Here is a 19,435-nt window from a genome sequence, read left to right on the forward strand (position 1 = left end):
GTTTTTGAGTCTGTTATTTTATTTTATGGTTAAGGTGTTATTTTAAACATAGTTTTCTTTTGAGTGTTAGTTTAAAAATTTAAGATTTATTAACAGGTGTATCTAAAATAATTTTATATTTGGGTTATATAATAATAGTCTATGAAAAAAATATTAGTATCAACTGCCTTATTGGCTGGAGTTTTGTCTTATGCAGGAGGCTTTAGAGTTTCTCTGCAGGGGGTGAAACAATTGGCAATGGCGCACACCAGTGCACATGCTGAAGATGCGAGTGTTGCATTCTTTAATCCCGCAGGTATTTCATTCATTCCTTCTAAACTAAGTATTGTTGCAGGAGGTTTCGGAGCAAGTAATAAAGTTACTTTTCAGAATTTAAATACTTTAAATAGTACAGAAACAGATAACCCGATGGGGACGCCTATTTATGCTGCAATAGCGTATAAGCCAATGGAAAAATTGTCTGTCGGTTTCAGTTTTTCAACACCTTTTGGAAGTACAATTCAATATCCTTATGATTGGGAAGGTAGAGAAATGGTGCAAAAACTTGAATTGAAAAGTTTCTATTTCCAACCCATGGTTTCGTATAAAATGGCAGATTGGATGTCGTTTGGAGTAAGCTATATTTATGCAAGAGGAAAAGTGAACTGGGATAAAGCTGTTACACAATTTGGAGGAACAGTTAATATTAATGATGAGAAAGCAAGTGGTCATGGTTACGGTTTCGGGTTTTATTTCAGACCAGATCCGAAATTTGATGTAAGTATTGCTTATCGTTCGCCAGTTGATATGAAAGCTAAAAAAGGAACAGCAACATTTACGGTTCCTGCACAAAATACAGTAAATACACTTTTAGGTTTAAATGCAGCGGGACAAGATGGTTTCACGGCAACTTTGCCATTGGTGTCAGAATATACAATTGGTATGACGTATAAAGTAACCCCAAAATGGTTAATTTCTGCAGACTTCAATTATCACGGATGGGAAAGATATAGCAAGCTTACTTTAGATTTTGCTAATGCTCCAATCGGAAACCAAACAGATCCTACAATTTTGGTATCTCCAAAAAACTTTAGAAACTCAAAAACAGTAAGATTAGGAACTCAATATGCATTTTCTAATATGATTTTTGGTCGTTTGGGAGCTTATTACGATGAATCTCCTTATTCAGATGATAACTTTATTCCGGAAACTCCATCTTTCGATTCTTTTGTTTTAACGGGAGGTTTAGGATTTAAACTTAATAAATTCGGAGTTGATGTTGCAGGAGGTTATGTAATGCCACAGAGCAGAGATGTAAATAATAAAACGTTAGGTTTTTATGGTCAGGCAAAGGCTAAAGCATTCTATTTTGGTCTAGGTTTATCTTATAATGCTTTTTAATTTTAAATTATGAAAAAAATAATAATATCTACAATCGCTGTTTCTGCAATGCTTTTCACAGTAAGTTGTAATACAGATTTTGATACTGACGTAGAAGATATCGTTGTAACAAAAGGTGAGGCAGATTTCTCGAAATTTATTTCTTTAGGAAATTCACTTACTTCAGGTTACAGAGACGGTGCTCTTTATTCTGGCGGACAAAACGAATCTTTTCCAAGCATGATTGCTCAACAAATGAGACTTGCCGGAGGAGGAGAGTTTAAACAACCTTTAATGCCGAATAATGTCGGTGGTTTCATTGGAATAACTGGTTTTCCTGGAAAACTTGAACTTAAAATGGTGAACGGAGCTTTGAGTCCTGTTCCAAATAATCCTGCAGCAGCTTTAGATAATGTTGCAGCAGGAAGACCTTACCAAAATATGGGAGTTCCCGGAGCAAAAGTTTCACATTTATTAGCAGCCGGATATGGGAATTCTGCAGGTCTTCCATTTGGGCTTGCAAATCCTTATTTCGTAAGGTTTGCTTCATCTGCAACGGCTTCTGTTGTTAGTGATGCTTTAGCTCAAAATCCTACTTTTGTATCTTTATGGATTGGGAATAATGATGTTTTAGGATATGCAACTTCAGGAGGAGATGGGTCAAACCCTATTACTCCAGTTGATGGAGCAGTTGGTGTAGGTTTTACCAATACTTATACAACCCTAATAAACACTGTTTTTCCTACAGGAACTACAAGAAAAGGGATTGTTGCAAATATTCCTAATGTTACTAATGTGCCGTTTTTCACTAGAGTTCCGGCAATGCCGCTTACAAATCTTACAGACGCGCAAGTTTCTCAGCTGAACACAGCTTATGCTACTTACAATGCAGGTCTTGCTCAGGCAAAATCTTTAGGAGCAATTAACGATGCTGAATATCAGAAAAGATTAATCAAATTTGTTGCTGGAGCTGTAGCAAATGGAGCTGTTATCGCAGATAAAGATTTGTCAACCGTTCCTGGTTTACCAAAATACAGACAAACAACATCAAAAGATTATATTTTATTAACTGCAAGTACGGTGCTAACTCCTCAAGCCGGAGGTGGTACTTCTGTTCCTTTGGAAGATAAATTAGTATTAACTGAAGCTGAAGCGGCTAAAGTATTAACCGCAACAGCAGCTTATAATACAACAATCAGAAGTTTGGCAGATTCTAAAGGTTTAGCATTTGTTGATATGAATGAAAAAATGATAGAACTTAATTCTAAATCAGGAATTTCTTGGAATGGAGTTAAATATACCGCAACTTTCGTTACCGGAGGATCGTTCTCTTTAGATGGGGTTCACCTTACTGGTAGAGGGTATGCTATCGTTGCCAATGAATTTATCAAGTCAATTAACAAAAAATACAGATCGACTTTACCACAGGTAGATGTCAATAAATATTCAGGGGTAACATTCCCTTAATATTCAGAAAGTATAAAAACTTAGAAACCACAGGATTGATTCTTGTGGTTTTTTTTTAAATTTGCAAAATCTAAAAAGTAAAAATGGCCGAGCAACAAAGTTATCTATTTTCGACAAGAACTAGTAAGGAGCTAGCAGAAAAAATTGCCCATTACTATGGGAAAGAATTAGGGAAAATCATCATTCAGGAGTTCAGTGATGGTGAATTTGAACCTGTGCTAGACGAATCTGTAAGAGGAGGAAGGGTTTTCCTAATTGCTTCTACATTTCCGCCGGCAGACAATCTTTTGGAGCTTCTTTTAATGATTGACGCATCAAAAAGAGCTTCTGCAAAAAGTATTACCGTAGTACTTCCATATTTTGGACTTGCAAGACAAGACAGAAAAGATAAGCCAAGAGCACCTATCGGAGCAAAATTGGTGGCAAATCTTTTAACTGCTGCCGGAGCAACTAGAATTATGACTATGGATCTACACGCAGATCAAATTCAAGGGTTCTTTGAAATTCCTGTTGATCATCTTTATGCTTCTACAATATTTGTAGATTACATCAGAGATATGAATCTTGATAATTTGACCATCGCATCTCCGGATATGGGTGGTGCAAAAAGAGCGAAAAACTATGCAGGTCACTTAGGTGCAGACGTTGTAATTGCTTACAAAGAAAGAAAAAAAGCAAACGTAATAGAAGAAATGTTCCTTATTGGGGATGTGGAAGGTAAAAACGTAATTCTTATCGATGACATGATTGATACCGCAGGAACACTTTGTAAAGCTGCAGGTATTTTAATGGAAAAAGGAGCAAAATCTGTAAGAGCAATGGCTACTCACGGTGTTCTTTCAGGAAAGGCTTATGAGAATATTGAGAACTCTCAATTGTTGGAAGTTATTGTAACTGACTCAATTCCTGTAAAAACTAATTTGTCATCTAAAATAAAAGTGCTATCTTGCGCCCCATTATTTGCTGATGTTATGAAGATGGTGCACGAGCATCAATCAATTAGTAGTAAATTTGTTATCTAATTGATAATTAATTATTTGCAAATTAAAATCGAGACAATTTTTTTAAATTATTTATAATGAAATCTATTACAATTCAAGGTACAAAAAGAGAAAGCGTGGGCAAAAAGTCGACAAAAGCTTTACGTGATGCTGAATTAGTTCCTTGTGTTGTTTACGGAGGTGGTGAGCCATTGAACTTCTCTGCTTTAGAGAAAGCATTCAAAGGTTTGGTATATACTCCTGAAGCACACACGGTATCTATTGAAGTTGACGGACAGGTAATTCCTGCAGTTCTTCAGGATATTCAGTTCCACCCAATTACAGACAAAATTATTCACGCAGACTTCTACAGATTAGCTGACGATAAGCCAGTGGTTATGGAAGTTCCTGTAAGAATTACTGGTCGTTCTAAAGGTGTTGTAGCTGGTGGTGTTCTACGTCAAACTTTCAGAAAGTTGAAAGTAAAAGCTATCCCTGCAAACTTGCCAGATGAGGTAGTTGTTGATATTACTTCTCTTAAAATTGGTAACAAACTTTATGTAGGAACTATCAAAGCTGAAGGTTACACTTTCATGCACCCAGACAATGCAGTTGTTGTAGCTGTTAAAATGTCTAGAAATGCAGCGAAAGGTGGTGCAGCAGCTCAGGATGATGATGATGAGGAAGAAGTTGCAACTGAAGGAGAAGCTCCTGCAACTGAAGCAGCAGCAGAATAAGAATTTTCTTACTCGAAATACATTAACCTGTCAATTTTTTGGCAGGTTTTTTTGTTTTTAGATTAAATCTATTATGGTTGTAAGCATCAAACGCTTTCAGAAAAAAGCCGTAAATTTGATGGGTTCTAAATAAAGGACGTTTTAATTAAAATTTTAATAAATGTTTGACATTCAGGAAATAAGAAGTCAGTTTTCTATATTAAATAAGGAAGTGAACGGTAAACCACTGGTTTACTTAGATAATGCGGCTACATCTCAGAAACCGAATTCCGTTTTAGAAGTTTGGGAAAAATATTACAAAGAGCTTAATGCTAATGTACATCGCGGAATTCATACTTTAAGTCAGTTAGCGACCGAAGAAATGGAACTTTCAAGAAGAAAAATCCAGAAATTTATTAATGCTAAAAATGATTTTGAAGTTATTTTCACCAAAGGAACTACAGAAGGTTTAAACCTTATCTCTTATATTTTAACATCAAAATTAAAAAAAGATGATGAGATTATTATTTCTTATTTGGAGCATCATTCCAATATCGTTCCCTGGCAATTACTTTGCGAAAGAACGGGAGCGAAACTTCGTGTTATCCCAATTGATGAGAATGGGATTCTTCAGTTAGATTATTTAGACCAGTTTTTAAGCGAAAAAACAAAAGTAGTTTCTGTAAATCAGGTTTCAAATGCTCTAGGAATTGTAAATCCTGTTGAAGAAATTATTGCCAAGACCAGAGCAAATTCAGATGCTTATATTGTAATCGATGGTGCACAATCTGCTCCGCATTTTACGATTGATGTTCAGAAATTAGACTGTGATTTCTTCGTTTTTTCAGGACATAAAATGTACGCTCCAATGGGAACCGGAATTCTGTACGGGAAACAAGAAATTCTTGAAGATTTACCACCTTTTCATGGTGGTGGCGAAATGATTGCCGTATGTTCGTTCGATGGAACCACGTACGCAGGTTTACCTTTTAAATATGAAGCCGGAACACCAAATGTTGGTGGGAATATCGCTTTGGGAGCCGCTGTAGATTTTATTAATAAAGTTGGACAACAAAATATTCAGAATCATGAAAATGCTTTGCTTGAATATGCACAAAAACAATTATTAGAAATCGAAGGCTTAAAAGTATATGGTGAAAAAGCGTACAGAACGGGAGTTGTTTCATTTAACCTTGAAGGAGTTGGTATTTCTTCAGATGTGGGGATGATTCTCGATAAAATGGGCATTGCGGTAAGAACCGGACATCACTGTACACAACCGATTATGGATTTCTTCAATATTGCAGGAACCGTTCGTGCAAGTTTTGCGGTTTACAATACCTTTAATGAGATTGATTTATTGGTTGAAGGTGTGAAAAAAGCACAGAAAATGCTTTCCTAATAATTAACAGACTGTTTCTATGAAGCAGTCTTTATTTTTTTTAATGATGAGATATAAAATTTTTTACGCCTTCGTATTATTGCTGTTTCCGTTGTTTTTTTATGCAACGACCATTCCTTTTGAGTATATCGACGGGAAAATAATCATCAATGTGGATATTAAAAATAAGAAGCACAATTTTATTTTTGATACCGGTGCTTTAACGATAATTTCTTCTGAACTAAAAGGTTCGTTGAATGAAAAGAAAAGCACCATCATTTTTGAAGCTACAGACGCCAACAACTCCAAATCTACAATGGATCTTTTCTCAACCAATGAGTTGAAGGTTTCTGATTTGAAATTTAAAAATGTAGATTTTTCATTTGCTGATATTAGCTGGATGGATTCTCGTGCGTGTAAAAAAATCAGTGGGATTTTCGGAGCCAATATGATGAATAATAAGGTTTGGCGAATTGATTTTAAAGCTAAAAAGATTATTGTTTCAGATAAATCAACTGAAAATTCTGCCCAATCTGTATCAATTTCTTTTTCTGAAGAAAATTTTACTCATGTTCCGACTATAAATGTTACTATAAGAAAACGAAATTTCAATGTTTTTTTTGATACAGGAGCCGGTTCGGGTTTTACTTTAGATTCAAATTCATATAATTTAATAAGAGACAATAATTTTCTGACTTTTGAAGGACTTCTGTCTCAATCATTAAATAGTGTGAGTAAAGGCGAAAAACAACTTGATATGATGGAAGTTGAGATTAATAATACTGTTTTAGGCAATCAGGTTATTGATAATAGTAATGATTCCCGAAATTTGGTTGGAACGAGATTTATGGAAAATTATATCGTCGATTTGGATTTTATTTCTAAAAAAATCATTTTAAATACAACAGGCAAAATTCCTGAATATAATAGTTTCGGAATTTCTTTTGCTCCCGCTGAAAACCATTTGGTTATTGTGAATCAACTCAAAATCCCTCAATTATCTGAATTAAATGTTGGCGATAAGATTATCAAAGTTAACAATATTGATGCTTCAAAAATGAGTCTTGAAAACTTCTGTGAAATCAAAAAAATGATGGATAATGGTCAAATTATGACCATTCAAAACGAATCCGGAAAAGAGTTTAGACTCGAAAAGAAAAATATTTTACAATATTTAAATTAATTTTAGTTTACAATTTATCCAAATCATCAATTGATTGTTTCTGTAATGTGTTTTGTTACATTATAGATTTTAACGATTGTTCAAATTGCCTTTTTAATGCGGTTTTTAATTATTGTTTGATCTAATTTTGTCCCGTAAAATTTATTCAATTCATGGAATTATTAGAAAAATTAAACTGGAGATTTGCAACAAAAGCAATGAATGGGCAAAAAGTGCCTCAGGAAAAAATAGATAAAATATTAGAAGCTGCAAGATTAGCGCCTACATCAAGCGGTTTGCAGCCTTTTGAAGTGATTGTAATCAGCAATCAGGAAATTAAGGAACAAATAAGACCTCACGCTTGGAATCAGCCACAAATTACAGATTGTTCACATCTTTTGGTTTTTGCAGCTTGGGACAATTATACGGAAGAAAGAATCAATAAAATGTTTGATTTAACGAACGAAATAAGAGGTTTTAAAAACGAAGGTTGGGAAAATTACAGACAGCAAATTTTGGCAATGTATCCTCCAAGACCGGCTGAAGAAAACTTTACTCACGCAGCAAAACAAGCATATATTTCTTTCAGTGCGGCAATTATTGCAGCAGCTTTCGAAGGATTAGATTCTACGCCAATGGAAGGTTTTTCGCCAGAAGAAGTTGACAAAATTTTAAATTTAAAGGATAAAGGTTTAAGAAGCGTTCTTCTCTTACCAATCGGATACAGAAATTCTGAAAATGATTGGTTGGTAAACCTTGCCAAAGTGAGAAAATCAAAAGAAGATTTCATCACAGAACTGAACTAACAGCTAATTTTTTTCTTCATAGAAAATCCCTTTCAAAATAACTTTGAAAGGGATTTTATTTATTTCTAAAATCATGTAGAGATTAAATTGTAGGCTTCCAATCCACCACAGCTCTAATAAAAGCCTCAGCATTTTCCACCGGAATATTAGGTAAAATTCCGTGTCCTAAATTGGCGATGTATCTGTCTTTACCAAAACGGTTAATCATTTCATTCACCATCTTCTTGATTGTTTCAGGTGTAGAATGTAATCTTGCAGGATCAAAATTTCCCTGAAGCGTCATGGTGTGATTCGTCAAAGTTCTTGCAAATTCCGGCTTAATGGTCCAGTCAACTCCCAAAGCCGAAACCGGCGCCATGGTCATCTCTTCCAAAGCAAACCAGCATCCTTTTCCGAAAACTATAACGTGTGTCAACGGGCTTAATGCTTCAACAATCTGATTGATATATTGCCAAGAAAATTCATTATAATCTGCCGGAGAAAGCATTCCGCCCCAAGAATCGAACACCTGAACTGCAGAAACACCTTTTTCAACTTTTCTCTTCAAATAAGCAATGGTTGTATCTGTGATTTTCTGTAACAATTTGTGTGCGGCTTCGGTTTGTAGGAAACAGAAAGATTTAGCAATATTAAAATCTTTTGAACCCTTTCCTTCAATACAGTAACATAAAATCGTCCAAGGTGAACCTGCGAATCCAATCAATGGAATTTCGTTATCCAACTTATCCAAAGTCATTTCTATTGCATCGAAAACGTAGCCTAAAGTCTCATTTACATCCGGAACGACAATGTTATCAACTTGTTCCGCAGTTCTGATTGGTTCATCCAACCAAGGTCCGACAGATTCTTTCATTTTGAAATCAATTCCCATCGCTTGGGGAACCACCAAAATATCTGAAAATAAAATCGCCGCGTCTAAAGGAAATCTTCTGATAGGCTGAACCGTAATTTCCGATGCCAATTCTGGAGTTTGACATCTTGTGAAAAAATCGTATTTATCACGAAGTGCTATAAATTCGGGTAAATATCTTCCTGCCTGTCTCATCATCCAAACCGGAGGTCTTTCTACGGTTTCTCCTTGAAGTGCTTTTAAATATAAGTCGTTTTTAATCATAATTTTTAGGTGATTGTTGTTGGTTTTCAGTTACTTGTTTTAGGCTAAATTTTCCTTAGACCTATTTCTGATTACCGACAATAAATTTAAAAGAGTATTTTCTTTGCTTGTGAAAATCTCAGATTTTGTATGTTTTTTTAATTCTTTAGAAGTAGTTTCTCCAATAGAAAAAAGGATAACATTTTCCAGAGAATTATTTTTCGCAAAACTACGAACTCCGCTCGGACTGAAAAAAACAATTGCTTGGTATTTTTCAGTAATTATTGGATTCAGTTCTTCTGTATCATAAACAGTAACTTTTTTGTACTGAATATTTTGCAACGGAAGTTCAATATCTAAAACATCTATCGCCAAATTTGCACAAAAATGAATGAATTTTTCGTGAACACAGTTTTCAATGATAAATTTTGAAAGTGTTTCTGCATTTTTTAAAACCTTAAAAGTTCCGAAACCATTTTTTCGAAGTTCTCTCTTTGTTTTTTTGCCGACGCAGTAGATTTTATTATAATTTTTTGCTGTGAAATCTTCGTTAGGTTTAAAACCGTTTTCAAAAAAAGATTTCACTCCGTTTAAGCTTGTGAAAATTAAAGACCTGTTTTTTAAATCAAAACTTTTTACAGGAATTGACCTTGTTTTTATTACCTCAATGCATTCAACCGAAATATCATTTCCTAATTTTTCGGAGATGTATTTTGGGTCTAATTTTTTGGTAAATAAAATGTTCATTATTTAGTTTGGTTGAGAATATTTTTAACGCAAAGGTCGCAAAGATTTTTCTTTTAAATTATTGAAAATATTTTTTAGTTCGCAAAGGCTTTTCACTCAGTAAAGACTACAAAATTTAATTATTTTCAGAGGTAAAATTAATTGATTGGTTTATCTTTTAATTTTAAATCAGCGACTTTTAATCTTACCTTATTCATAAAATCTTTTCCCGGATCTTCTTTTCCTGTGAAATATTTAGGGTCTGATTCTTTCCAAAGTTTAGACTTTCTGAAAACTCCGTATTCGGAATGCCCGATTAAATAGTCAATTTTATATTTTTGAGTTAAATATCTTACCAATTGCGCATTGGCTTCAACCTGTTTCTCGGTAAGCGGTTGTTGTTTACTTCCGATGTTTTCAACACCGATAGCGCAATAATTTAAACCAATCGTATGCCTTGCAAATTGAGTTGGTTCCATCAATTGATAAATAGTTCCGTCGCGGTCGATAATGTATTGTGAAGAAACATTTAATGTGCTTTGTTTTTTTAAAGTATTTCTGGCACTTTCGAGATGGGTTTTGTTGAAATATTTAAAATTACTTTCGACCGTTCCGCCTGCAGTGTAATGAAGAACAATCATTTTAGGAACAATTGTAGGTGTTTTTTGGGTTAATCCATGATGATCTTTTAAGTATTCTAAACTTAAAGCCACTCTTTCTGCCGAATAATTGATAGGTTTTTCAATAATTTTTAAACCCAAATTTTGTGCAGAACCGAAATTTAAAACCAATAAAAAAAGAGCGAAAATTACCTTCTTCATATTTAATTATTTTGAATATTGATAATGTCCGGTAATGTCAAATTTAAACAAGCAGTCTTCCAAAACTTGTCCAGCTCCGATGTTATGAACAATTAAATATCTTTTTCCGTCCGCTGATTTTTTATTCACAACAATTCCAATGTGCGTTAAATTTCCAGGCAAAAGCCAGGTTACAATATCTCCCGGAACGTAGGATGCAGGGTTTTGATCTGTTGGTTTTGATTTGCCAAATTTTGCAAAGAAAACTTGCAAATTGGGAACTCGTCTATGGTCGATATTTGTATCTGGTTTTTTCAAACCGAATTTTTTAGGATATTTAGAAAAATTCTTCTTCATATCTTCATGTACTTCTTTTTGTAAATCGATCCCCAGTTTTCTATATGCTCTGATGATGACATCAGTGCAAACTCCCTTGTCTGCAGCTACATCGCCATTGGGATATTTAATCGAAACATATGCTGGGTCATAAGTAACTCTGTCTTTGGTTAAACTTAAAGCTGCATCAGAAAGTTTTTGCGCAAACTGATTTTGCGCATTTGCTGTAAAAGCAAAAAACAGAAAAATGAATATTGAAAAGTACTTTTTCATTGTTTTAAAATTTTGAACTTCATGTTGGTTCCGTAAAGTTCAAAAATTAAATTTAAACAGGAAGATATTTTAAATATAAAGAAATGTTAAGATTTCTCGTAAGGACTAATCTTAGCCTCAACCTTTACAGCAGACTTTTAATTTCTCTCATTAATTCCTTTCCTCCATTTTCCAAAACAATATTCGCAAATTTTTCACCAAAATCTTCTTCTTCATTATATTCAAAATTCTCGTCGGTGGCGATGTAGTTTTTCCCATCTAATGAACAAAGGGCAGCTTTAAATCTGATTTGATTATCAAATTTTTCAGCATAAGCTCCAATTGGTGCTGTGCAACCTCCTTCAAGTGTGCTTAAAAAATTTCTTTCCATTTCAACACAAATTTGAGTTTCCTTGTGAGAAATCTGTTTCAGAATATCGTTAATTTCTTTTTTATCAGAATGTCCTGCAACGGCAACCACGCCCTGCGACGGCGCTGGAATCATAAACGGAATAAATTCGTAGTCAATATCCATTTTCATTCTTTTAATTCCGGCTAGAGACAAAATTGTGGCATCAAAATCTTGTTCTTCTAATTTCTGAAGTCTGGTTTGAATGTTTCCTCTGATGTCGAAAAATTCAGTTTCCGGATAATGTTTTAACCAAAAAGCCCGTCTTCTTAAACTGCTTGTTGCCAGCTTCAATTCGTGGAATTCTTTATCAATTGCAGATTTTCTTTTAATCAAAACATCTTGCGGATGATCTCTTTCCAAATAAGCAACAATTTCTACATTTTCAGGAAGTTTTGTAGGAACATCTTTGAGTGAATGTACAGCAATATCAATTTCGTCATTCAGCAATGCAATGTCTAAATCTCTTGTGAAGACACCCGTAATTCCTAATGAATACAAAGGTTGATTAAGATTTTTGTCGCCAGAAGAAATGATTGGGACAATTTCAGTCAGGTAATTAAGGTTTTGTAACTGTCTTGCGACTTCTCTTGCCTGCCACAGTGCGAGTGCAGAATTTCTTGTTCCTATTCTAATGCTTTTCATTGAATTCGTTATTGGGTTGTTCAACTAAAATTTCGTGCATTAATTTACTAATTTCTTCGGCTTTCAAAGGATTGTCTATGATATATTTTGCAAAACGGTTGGTGATTTTCTGAATCATTTTCTCAGAAAGCTCCATGTCGTTGATATTGATGTACTTATTTTTTCGGTAAAAATTGTGCATTTCATTACGTTCCATATTTTTCAGAACAGCTTTAAAATGATGAATATTGGGCGCTAATTTCCTTTTTTTCTCCCATTCAAGAAAATCTTTGGTCATTTCTTTAATGATGACTTCAGCTTTCGGAATTTCCTTTTCTCTCTGCTGAATTGTTGCCTGAATCTGTTTTGAAAGCTCATCAACATCAATTAATGTCACGTTCTCAATTTCAGAAACATTTTTATCAACATTATGAGGAATTGAAAGGTCAATAATCAAAATTTCTTTTCCGTTTTTTAAATGAGATTTGTTGATGATTGGAGTTTTGGCTCCTGTGGCAACGATAAGAATATCTGTGTTATCTAATTCTTTATCAAAATCAGCATAGTCAATATTCGGGATATTATATTTCTCTGAAATCTTTGCTGCTTTTTCCTGAGTTCGGTTGGCAATTTTTATTTTTGGCTGATAAACGTGTTTTACCAAATTTTCAACCGTGTTTTGTCCGATTTCTCCAACACCTAGAAGAAGAATGTTCTTTTCAGTAAGTCTTTTCTGATTATTTAAAATATAATGAACCGCCGCATAAGAAACGGAAGCTGCTCCATTTGAAATCCCAGTCTCATTTTTTATCCTTTTGGAAATTTGAATGGCAGAATTAATCGACCTCTCCAAATAAGGATTTGAATTTTGTCTTTCTTTTTTAAAACGGGCGTAAGCTTTTTTAATTTGTCCGATAATTTCAAAATCGCCAATAATCTGACTTTCCAATCCCGCTGCAACTCTGAATAAATGATTTAAAGCTTCTTCTTTGGTTGCAATATTGGCGAACTTTAAAAAATCAGTAAGCTGCACACCAATTGTTTTACAATATTCTTCGGCTACAAAAAGGTAATTTGAAGTCGTGGTATAAATCTCCGTTCTGTTGCAAGTGGAAACCACGAAAGCGTCCCCTAAATTTTCATCATGAATTCGGGTGACAAAGTTTTTAATATTTTCATCAAAAAACGCAAATTTACCTCTCGTTTCTACATCTGCCTTCTCGTAACTAATCGATAAGACGGCAAAATTTGATGTCTGATGTATATTGGAATACTGTATCATAAGCAGTCGCAAATTTACAAAATTTTTACTCAAAGGATTTGCAATTGTATGTATGATAATTATCGTAAAAAGCTATGAAAATGAATTTTAAACTAGATTTAGAATGGGTAAAAATAAAAACAGTTAGGGTTGTGTACTTTATAAATTTTAATAAAAATTTAACCAAATTAGATGAAAGTTATTATTTTTAACTAGTATGAAATTTATATCTTTGTAAACTTAAATCAGGACAAAATTATGAGTATATTCGATATGTTTACGCAAGACATTGCGATAGACCTTGGAACTGCTAACACGCTTATCATTCATAACAACAAAATTGTTATAGACCAGCCCTCAATTGTTGCGATTGAGCGTTCTACAGGTAAGCCAATCGCAGTAGGTGAACAGGCAAAACATATGCAGGGTAAAACTCATGAGGATATTAAAACAATTCGTCCGTTAAAAGATGGTGTAATTGCAGATTTTCATGCTTCTGAGCACATGATTAAGGAGTTTATCAAGAAAATTCCAGGTATCAAAGGAAGATTTATTCAGCCTGCTTTAAGAATCGTTATCTGTATTCCTTCTGGAATTACCGAAGTTGAAAAAAGAGCGGTAAGAGATTCTGCTCAGAAAGTAAACGCTAAAGATGTACGATTGATTTATGAGCCAATGGCAGCTGCAATAGGAGTTGGTATTGATGTTCAGAAACCTGAAGGTAACATGATTATCGACATAGGTGGTGGTACTACCGAAATTGCTGTTGTTGCTTTGGGAGGTATTGTTTGTGACAAATCTGTGAAAATTGCAGGGGATGTATTTACAAACGATATTGCTTATTTTTTAAGAACGCACCATAATTTATATATTGGAGAAAGAACTGCTGAAAGAGTGAAAATTGAAGTGGGTTCTGCAGTGGAAGATTTAGATGTAGATATTGACGATATTCCGGTACAAGGTAGAGACTTGATTACAGGTAAGCCAAAAGAAATTATGGTTGGTTACAAAGAAATCGCTCGTGCTTTGGATAAATCAATTATCAGAATTGAAGATGCTGTAATGGAGACACTTTCTCTTACTCCACCAGAATTGTCAGCAGATATTTACAAAACGGGTATTTATCTTGCGGGTGGAGGTGCTTTGTTGAGAGGTTTGGCAGATAGGCTTCACAAGAAAACTGGTCTTCCGGTTTTTGTAGCTGAAGATCCGTTGAGAGCTGTTGTTCGCGGTACAGGTATCGCACTTAAGAATATGGATAAATTCAATTTCTTAATTAAATAATTTTAACTTTTTACGACTTTATATCTGAATGGGATTTTTGCTGAGATTATTTTCAAAGAATTCGCTTCTTGTTTTCTTTATCTTCTTGCAAATCATTGCTCTCATTTTGATATTCTCCAAAAATGCCATGCAGCAATCTTGGCTTGCGGGTCAAACTGCGGCTTTCAATTCTTGGGTTTCAGGAGGTATTGATGAAGGTGTTTCTTATCTAAAATTAAAGCAAGTCAATGAAGATCTTGTTGCTCAAAACAAATCTTTAATGGTGGAACTTTATGGAAAACAAGGTGCAGCAAATCCTCAATTCAGAAAAGTACACGATACATTGGGAGGCGGGCAAATCTATACTTTCGTAGATGGTGAAATTGTTTTCAACAGTATCAACAGACGAAACAATTATTTCACTATCAACCGCGGAACAAGAGATGGGGTTTATCCTCAAATGGGTGTAATGGCCCCAAAAGGAATTGCTGGAATTGTTATTAATTCTACCGACAGTTACGCTTTAGTACAATCGGTTTTAAGTGTTAATAAAATCAGAATTAATGCTGCTCTAAAAAACTCAGGATATTTCGGAACTTTAACGTGGAAAGGCGATAATTCTCGTATAATGCATTTGGCAGACGTTCCAAAGTATGTTTCCCTGAAAATTGGCGACACGATAGAAACCGATGGGAAATCAGCGATTTTTCCTAAAGGTGTAATGATTGGTAAAATTGCGGGTTACACCGTTGATAATAAAACAGGATTTTGGGATATTTCAGTTGAATTGAGTGAAAAAATGGGGGCTTTAAATAAAGTTTTCGTTGTTAAAAATCTTAAAAAAGCTGAGGTTCAAAAAATTCAGGATACATTGCAAGCTGTAATAAAAAAGGAAAATGATTAGCAGAACCCTATTTACAGATTTTTTGATCATGGCTTTTCTGGTTGCATTACAGGTTTTTGTATTGAACAGGATTACGCTGTTTGGTAAATTTACACCGGTTTTATATCCGGTTTTTGTGATGTTTTATCCTTTTTTCAGAAATAAATTTCAATTTTTAGCTTTAAGTTTTTTAATTGGTCTTTCCGTTGACGGTTTTCTTGGTACATGGGGAATCAATGCTTTGGCAACTACTGCAATTGCTTATTTCCGCACGTTGATTTTCCGTACGTCTACAGATACTTCTACAGATTTCTTTTCATTTCAGTCTTTGCAGTGGACGCAGTTTTTACTGTTTCTTTTTTCAAGTATCTTTTTGCATCAGCTTTTGGTGCAATATATTGAGTTTTTCAAAATCAGCAGAATTTTTGAAATCTTATTTAATGTGTTGGTAACTAGTGGAATTTCCTTTATATTTATCATCGTTTACGCATTAATCTTTAAAATCAAACAGAAAGTTTGAACGCACGCCATATAAAAATCTTAACCGTTCTCATCGTTATTGCTCTTATTTTTGTAGCAAGGCTTTCTTATTTACAGTTGTTTACAGACCGTTATGCATTGAATGCGGCGAATACTTCCATCAAAACCGAATATGTAATTCCACAACGTGGAGTTATTTTCGACAGAAACGGAAAAATTATGGTAGGAAACCAGCCTGCTTATGAAGTTTCTTTTACTCAGGCGTTAATGAAACCTGATTTTGACACGTTGGCTTTCTGTAATTTAATGAAAATTGAGAAAAGAGATTTCATTAAAAAAATTAATACAATTAAGACTGAAAAATATTATTCTAAACTAACTCCAATGACTTTTCTGAAAGATTTAAGCAGAGAAGACATTGCGAGAGTTCAGGAAATTATATTTAAATATCCTGCCTTTAATATTGTTCAGCGTCCACAAAGACAGTATGAAGTTTCCACTTCCGGAAATCTTTTAGGTTATACGAGTGAAGTAAACGACAGAGAAATTAAAAAAGATTCTGTGTATTATCTTCCGGGTGATCTTATCGGAAAAACAGGGATTGAGAAAGCTTACGAGAAAGAACTTCGTGGAGTAAAAGGAGTAAAATACATTCAAAAAGATATTAAACTTAGAAATGTTGGCCCTTATAAAAACGGTTCTCTTGATAAAGATGTAATTACCGGAAAAGATATTACTTTGACGATTGATTACGACTTGCAGAGAATGGCTGAAGAGATGCTGGTGAATAAACATGGTGCAGTTGTCGCTTTAGACCCGAATAATGGCGAGGTTTTGGTTGCAGCAACAGGACCCGATATTGACCCAAATCTTTTTACCGGACCTCATAAATCTAAAAATCTTTACGCATTATCAAAAGATACAATTTACGAAAATAAACCAACCTTCGACCGCTCTTTACAGGCTGGTTATCCTCCAGGCTCAACTTTCAAATTGCTGACGGCTTTAGCGGCAATGCAAATGGGAGTGATGGATGAAAAAACAATTTTCCCTTGTGGAGGTGGTTTCTTTTATAAAGGTAAAAGAATTAAAGGCCACGGTGGAGCAGATCCATTAATTCCTTCGATTCAGGTTTCGAGTAACTGTTTCTTTACGTATGCATTTATTGCTATCATCAAAAAATATCCGGGAAATCCTTCAAAAGGTGTTGATGAATGGAAAAAAATCATGAGCAGTTTTGGTGTTGGTGAATTTTTAAATAATGATTTTGCTGTTGGTGCAAAAGGTAGAATTCCTTCAGGAGATTTTTACGAGAGAAGATTTAAAGAAATTATAAAAGCCAACGGTTCTACAAAACAAAATTATAAAAATTGGGACGAAATGTCAACCGGAGCCATCTATAACGGAATGGGACAAGGTGACGTGATGGTAACTCCACTTCAGTTGGCAAATTATGTTGGAGCCATTGCAAATAGGGGTTGGTATTATACTCCTCATATTGTAAAAGCGATTGATGGAAAACCTAATCCCGATCCTAGATTTAAAGTAAAACATAAAACGTTAGTTGATCCTAAACATTTTGAGCCTGTCTTAAAAGGAATGGAAGCCGTAGTTTTAAGAGGAACGGCGAGAGGTTTAATGTCTAAAGATTTTACACAATTAGCAAAAACGGGAACCGCGCAGGTTCCGCAGGGAAAAGATAATTCTATTTTTGTACTAATTGCTCCTGCTGAAAACCCCAAAATTGTGGTGGTTGCTGTAATGGAACATGCGGGATTTGGTGCAACTTGGGCAGGTCCGGCTTGTACGGTTATTGCTGAAAAATACATTACCGGAGATTTAAAACGTGAACATCTTTATAAAAAAATGATTACGTCGAGTTTTATGCCTGAATATAAACGACAGTGGATTGTCGATTTAAAAAGGAAAGGACTTTATAAGGAACCAAAACCGGATTCGCTTAAACTTAAAAGAATTCAAGATAGTCTTAATTTAATTAAGAAAAAGAAAGAAGCGCTGCAAAAACAAATCAATACAGAAACCAAAAAACCTAAGAAACCATGAAGTGGACAGAAGGAATAGATAAATTGGGGCTTGGTCTGTATTTTCTGTTGTGTACATTCGCAATAGCGAATATTTACAGTGTTAATAAAGATTTAGGTGAAAAACAATTGATTTTTTTCGGAATTTCTCTTTTTGTTGGTCTAATTATTTTTGTCAGCAGAAGCAAGTTTTTCGAAAACATGTCAAGTATCATTTATATTGGTGGAATCTTGCTTCTGTTGGGGCTTTTTCCTTTTGGAACCGAAATTTTAGGGCAAAAAAACTGGTATAAGTTCGGAGGCATTACGATGCAGCCGGTAGAGTTTTCTAAAATTGGGGTTTCGCTGATGTTGGCAAATTATGTCTCGGGATCAGAATTTAATCTTAAAAATAGGAAATCATTAATTACAGTTTTTGGAATTATAGCAATTCCTGCCGCTGTAGTTTTAGCAATTCCGGATGTCGGTTCATTGCTTGTGTTTACGGCGTTTTTTATCGCTTTATATCGAGAGGGATTATCAGGAAAACTATTTTTGATTGGAGGTCTTTTTGGAGCCGTTTTCCTTATTGCCAATTATCTTAATGATCCTTTGCAATGGAGTTTATGGTATTTTACATTATTTATCTTAGTAATAGGAGGGATTTGGTTTGCGTTTAATGCTGCTTTTCTTCGCAAGAATATTTACACTCTTTTACCAGGAGCAGGAATCGTACTTTTGTTGGCTGCGTTATCATTCATCTCACCTGTTATTTTTGAAAAACTTCCAAAGCACCAACAGGAGCGTGTTGAGGTTTTATATAAAGGAGAAAGAGAGTTTCGCGATACTTCGGGTTATAACTTATTATATTCAAAAACAGCGATCGGTTCCGGCGGAATGTTTGGAAAAGGATTCCGTGAAGGTTCTGTTACCCAAGGAAAGTTCGTTCCGGAGCAGGAAACCGATTATATTTTCTGTACCGTTGGTGAAGAATGGGGCTTTGTAGGAAGTGCCGTTCTGGTCTTATCTTATATGATTTACATCGGTCGAATCTATTATCTCGCAGAAAAGCAGAAATCCGTATTTAACAGGGTTTTTGGGTATAGTTTTGCCTCAATCCTTTTAATGCACTTTTCCATCAATTTAGGCATGGTTATGGGGCTTTTTCCAACGGTGGGTATCCCGTTGCCGTATTTCAGTTATGGTGGAAGTTCATTACTTGCCTTTTCAATCATGACTTTTATTTTCTTTAAACTTAATTACGCAGATAAAAACAGTTTGGTTTAGAACTGGAAGAGGAAGCCGGATGATAAAGTCTGAACGTATTCTTCAGAGTTAATATTTAAAATCCGCTCAATCTGTAAAATCCGCAAGAAATTCTTCTTAGATTTAGTTTGGATCTGAGTATATCCAAAT

Annotated in this window: 18 protein-coding genes; 12 read left to right on the plus strand and 6 right to left on the minus strand. The window is 34.6% G+C overall.

All coding sequences use genetic code 11. The annotated features are described in order from the left end of the window. The first annotated feature begins 141 nt into the window (after window positions 1-141). The 7 genes from OEA66_RS13985 (at window position 142) to OEA66_RS14015 (ending at window position 7,871) form a co-directional block, all read left to right on the plus strand. The gene (locus tag OEA66_RS13985; protein ID WP_267281953.1) at window positions 142-1,380 is read left to right on the plus strand and encodes an OmpP1/FadL family transporter; all 1,239 of its coding nucleotides are present in this window, start codon (window positions 142-144) and stop codon (window positions 1,378-1,380) included. Between the two features lie 9 nt (window positions 1,381-1,389). Beyond that, window positions 1,390-2,826: an SGNH/GDSL hydrolase family protein gene (locus tag OEA66_RS13990; RefSeq protein WP_267281954.1), complete on the plus strand. Its 1,437-nt coding sequence runs from the start codon at window positions 1,390-1,392 to the stop codon at window positions 2,824-2,826. A gap of 83 nt (window positions 2,827-2,909) precedes the next feature. Further along, window positions 2,910-3,848, plus strand: coding sequence for a ribose-phosphate pyrophosphokinase (locus OEA66_RS13995; RefSeq protein ID WP_267281955.1), 939 nt, complete (start codon window positions 2,910-2,912; stop codon window positions 3,846-3,848). Window positions 3,849-3,904: 56 nt separating this feature from the next. Then, a complete protein-coding gene (locus OEA66_RS14000) occupies window positions 3,905-4,543 on the plus strand; it encodes a 50S ribosomal protein L25/general stress protein Ctc (protein ID WP_267281956.1) in 639 nt (212 codons plus the stop codon). Between the two features lie 160 nt (window positions 4,544-4,703). Beyond that, the gene (locus OEA66_RS14005; RefSeq protein WP_267281957.1) at window positions 4,704-5,924 is read left to right on the plus strand and encodes an aminotransferase class V-fold PLP-dependent enzyme; all 1,221 of its coding nucleotides are present in this window, start codon (window positions 4,704-4,706) and stop codon (window positions 5,922-5,924) included. 43 nt (window positions 5,925-5,967) lie between these two features. Continuing rightward, window positions 5,968-7,086: a retropepsin-like aspartic protease gene (locus OEA66_RS14010; RefSeq protein WP_267281958.1), complete on the plus strand. Its 1,119-nt coding sequence runs from the start codon at window positions 5,968-5,970 to the stop codon at window positions 7,084-7,086. Window positions 7,087-7,238: 152 nt separating this feature from the next. Then, the gene (locus OEA66_RS14015) at window positions 7,239-7,871 is read left to right on the plus strand and encodes an NAD(P)H-dependent oxidoreductase (RefSeq protein ID WP_267281959.1); all 633 of its coding nucleotides are present in this window, start codon (window positions 7,239-7,241) and stop codon (window positions 7,869-7,871) included. Between the two features lie 82 nt (window positions 7,872-7,953). On the opposite strand, the gene hemE is transcribed toward OEA66_RS14015, so the two are convergent. From hemE to hemA, 6 genes are all read right to left on the minus strand, one after another. Beyond that, window positions 7,954-8,985, minus strand: a complete 1,032-nt coding sequence (hemE, locus tag OEA66_RS14020) for a uroporphyrinogen decarboxylase (RefSeq protein ID WP_267281960.1) — start codon at window positions 8,983-8,985, stop codon at window positions 7,954-7,956. Window positions 8,986-9,024: 39 nt separating this feature from the next. Continuing rightward, on the minus strand, window positions 9,025-9,711 hold the full coding sequence (locus tag OEA66_RS14025; RefSeq protein WP_267281961.1) for a uroporphyrinogen-III synthase: 687 nt from the start codon (window positions 9,709-9,711) through the stop codon (window positions 9,025-9,027). Between the two features lie 137 nt (window positions 9,712-9,848). Further along, window positions 9,849-10,511 (minus strand): peptidoglycan recognition protein family protein, encoded by a 663-nt coding sequence (locus OEA66_RS14030; RefSeq protein WP_267281962.1) that lies wholly within the window; start codon window positions 10,509-10,511, stop codon window positions 9,849-9,851. Window positions 10,512-10,517: 6 nt separating this feature from the next. Then, window positions 10,518-11,099: a DUF1287 domain-containing protein gene (locus tag OEA66_RS14035; protein WP_267281963.1), complete on the minus strand. Its 582-nt coding sequence runs from the start codon at window positions 11,097-11,099 to the stop codon at window positions 10,518-10,520. Window positions 11,100-11,223: 124 nt separating this feature from the next. Then, a complete protein-coding gene (gene hemC, locus OEA66_RS14040; RefSeq protein WP_267281964.1) occupies window positions 11,224-12,132 on the minus strand; it encodes a hydroxymethylbilane synthase in 909 nt (302 codons plus the stop codon). Then, entirely contained in the window at window positions 12,119-13,393 is a 1,275-nt protein-coding gene (gene hemA / locus OEA66_RS14045) for a glutamyl-tRNA reductase (RefSeq protein WP_267281965.1), read from the minus strand. The genes hemC and hemA overlap by 14 nt, the downstream gene beginning before the upstream one ends. Before the next feature lie 237 nt (window positions 13,394-13,630). On the opposite strand from hemA, the gene OEA66_RS14050 reads away from it, so the two are divergent. Genes OEA66_RS14050 through rodA form a run of 5 tightly spaced genes read left to right on the plus strand, consistent with a single transcriptional unit; the run spans window position 13,631 to window position 19,306 of the window. Next, on the plus strand, window positions 13,631-14,656 hold the full coding sequence (locus OEA66_RS14050; protein WP_219970004.1) for a rod shape-determining protein: 1,026 nt from the start codon (window positions 13,631-13,633) through the stop codon (window positions 14,654-14,656). Window positions 14,657-14,684: 28 nt separating this feature from the next. Continuing rightward, window positions 14,685-15,539, plus strand: coding sequence for a rod shape-determining protein MreC (gene mreC / locus OEA66_RS14055; RefSeq protein WP_267281966.1), 855 nt, complete (start codon window positions 14,685-14,687; stop codon window positions 15,537-15,539). Next, window positions 15,532-16,038, plus strand: coding sequence for a rod shape-determining protein MreD (locus tag OEA66_RS14060; protein WP_267281967.1), 507 nt, complete (start codon window positions 15,532-15,534; stop codon window positions 16,036-16,038). The genes mreC and OEA66_RS14060 overlap by 8 nt, the downstream gene beginning before the upstream one ends. Next, the gene (locus tag OEA66_RS14065) at window positions 16,035-18,062 is read left to right on the plus strand and encodes a peptidoglycan D,D-transpeptidase FtsI family protein (protein WP_267281968.1); all 2,028 of its coding nucleotides are present in this window, start codon (window positions 16,035-16,037) and stop codon (window positions 18,060-18,062) included. Before OEA66_RS14060 ends, OEA66_RS14065 begins: the two co-directional genes overlap by 4 nt. After that, a complete protein-coding gene (rodA, locus tag OEA66_RS14070) occupies window positions 18,059-19,306 on the plus strand; it encodes a rod shape-determining protein RodA (protein ID WP_267281969.1) in 1,248 nt (415 codons plus the stop codon). The genes OEA66_RS14065 and rodA overlap by 4 nt, the downstream gene beginning before the upstream one ends. Window positions 19,307-19,435 lie beyond the last annotated feature (129 nt).

This window comes from Chryseobacterium luquanense (assembly GCF_026460945.1).
Lineage (GTDB): Bacteria > Bacteroidota > Bacteroidia > Flavobacteriales > Weeksellaceae > Chryseobacterium > Chryseobacterium luquanense.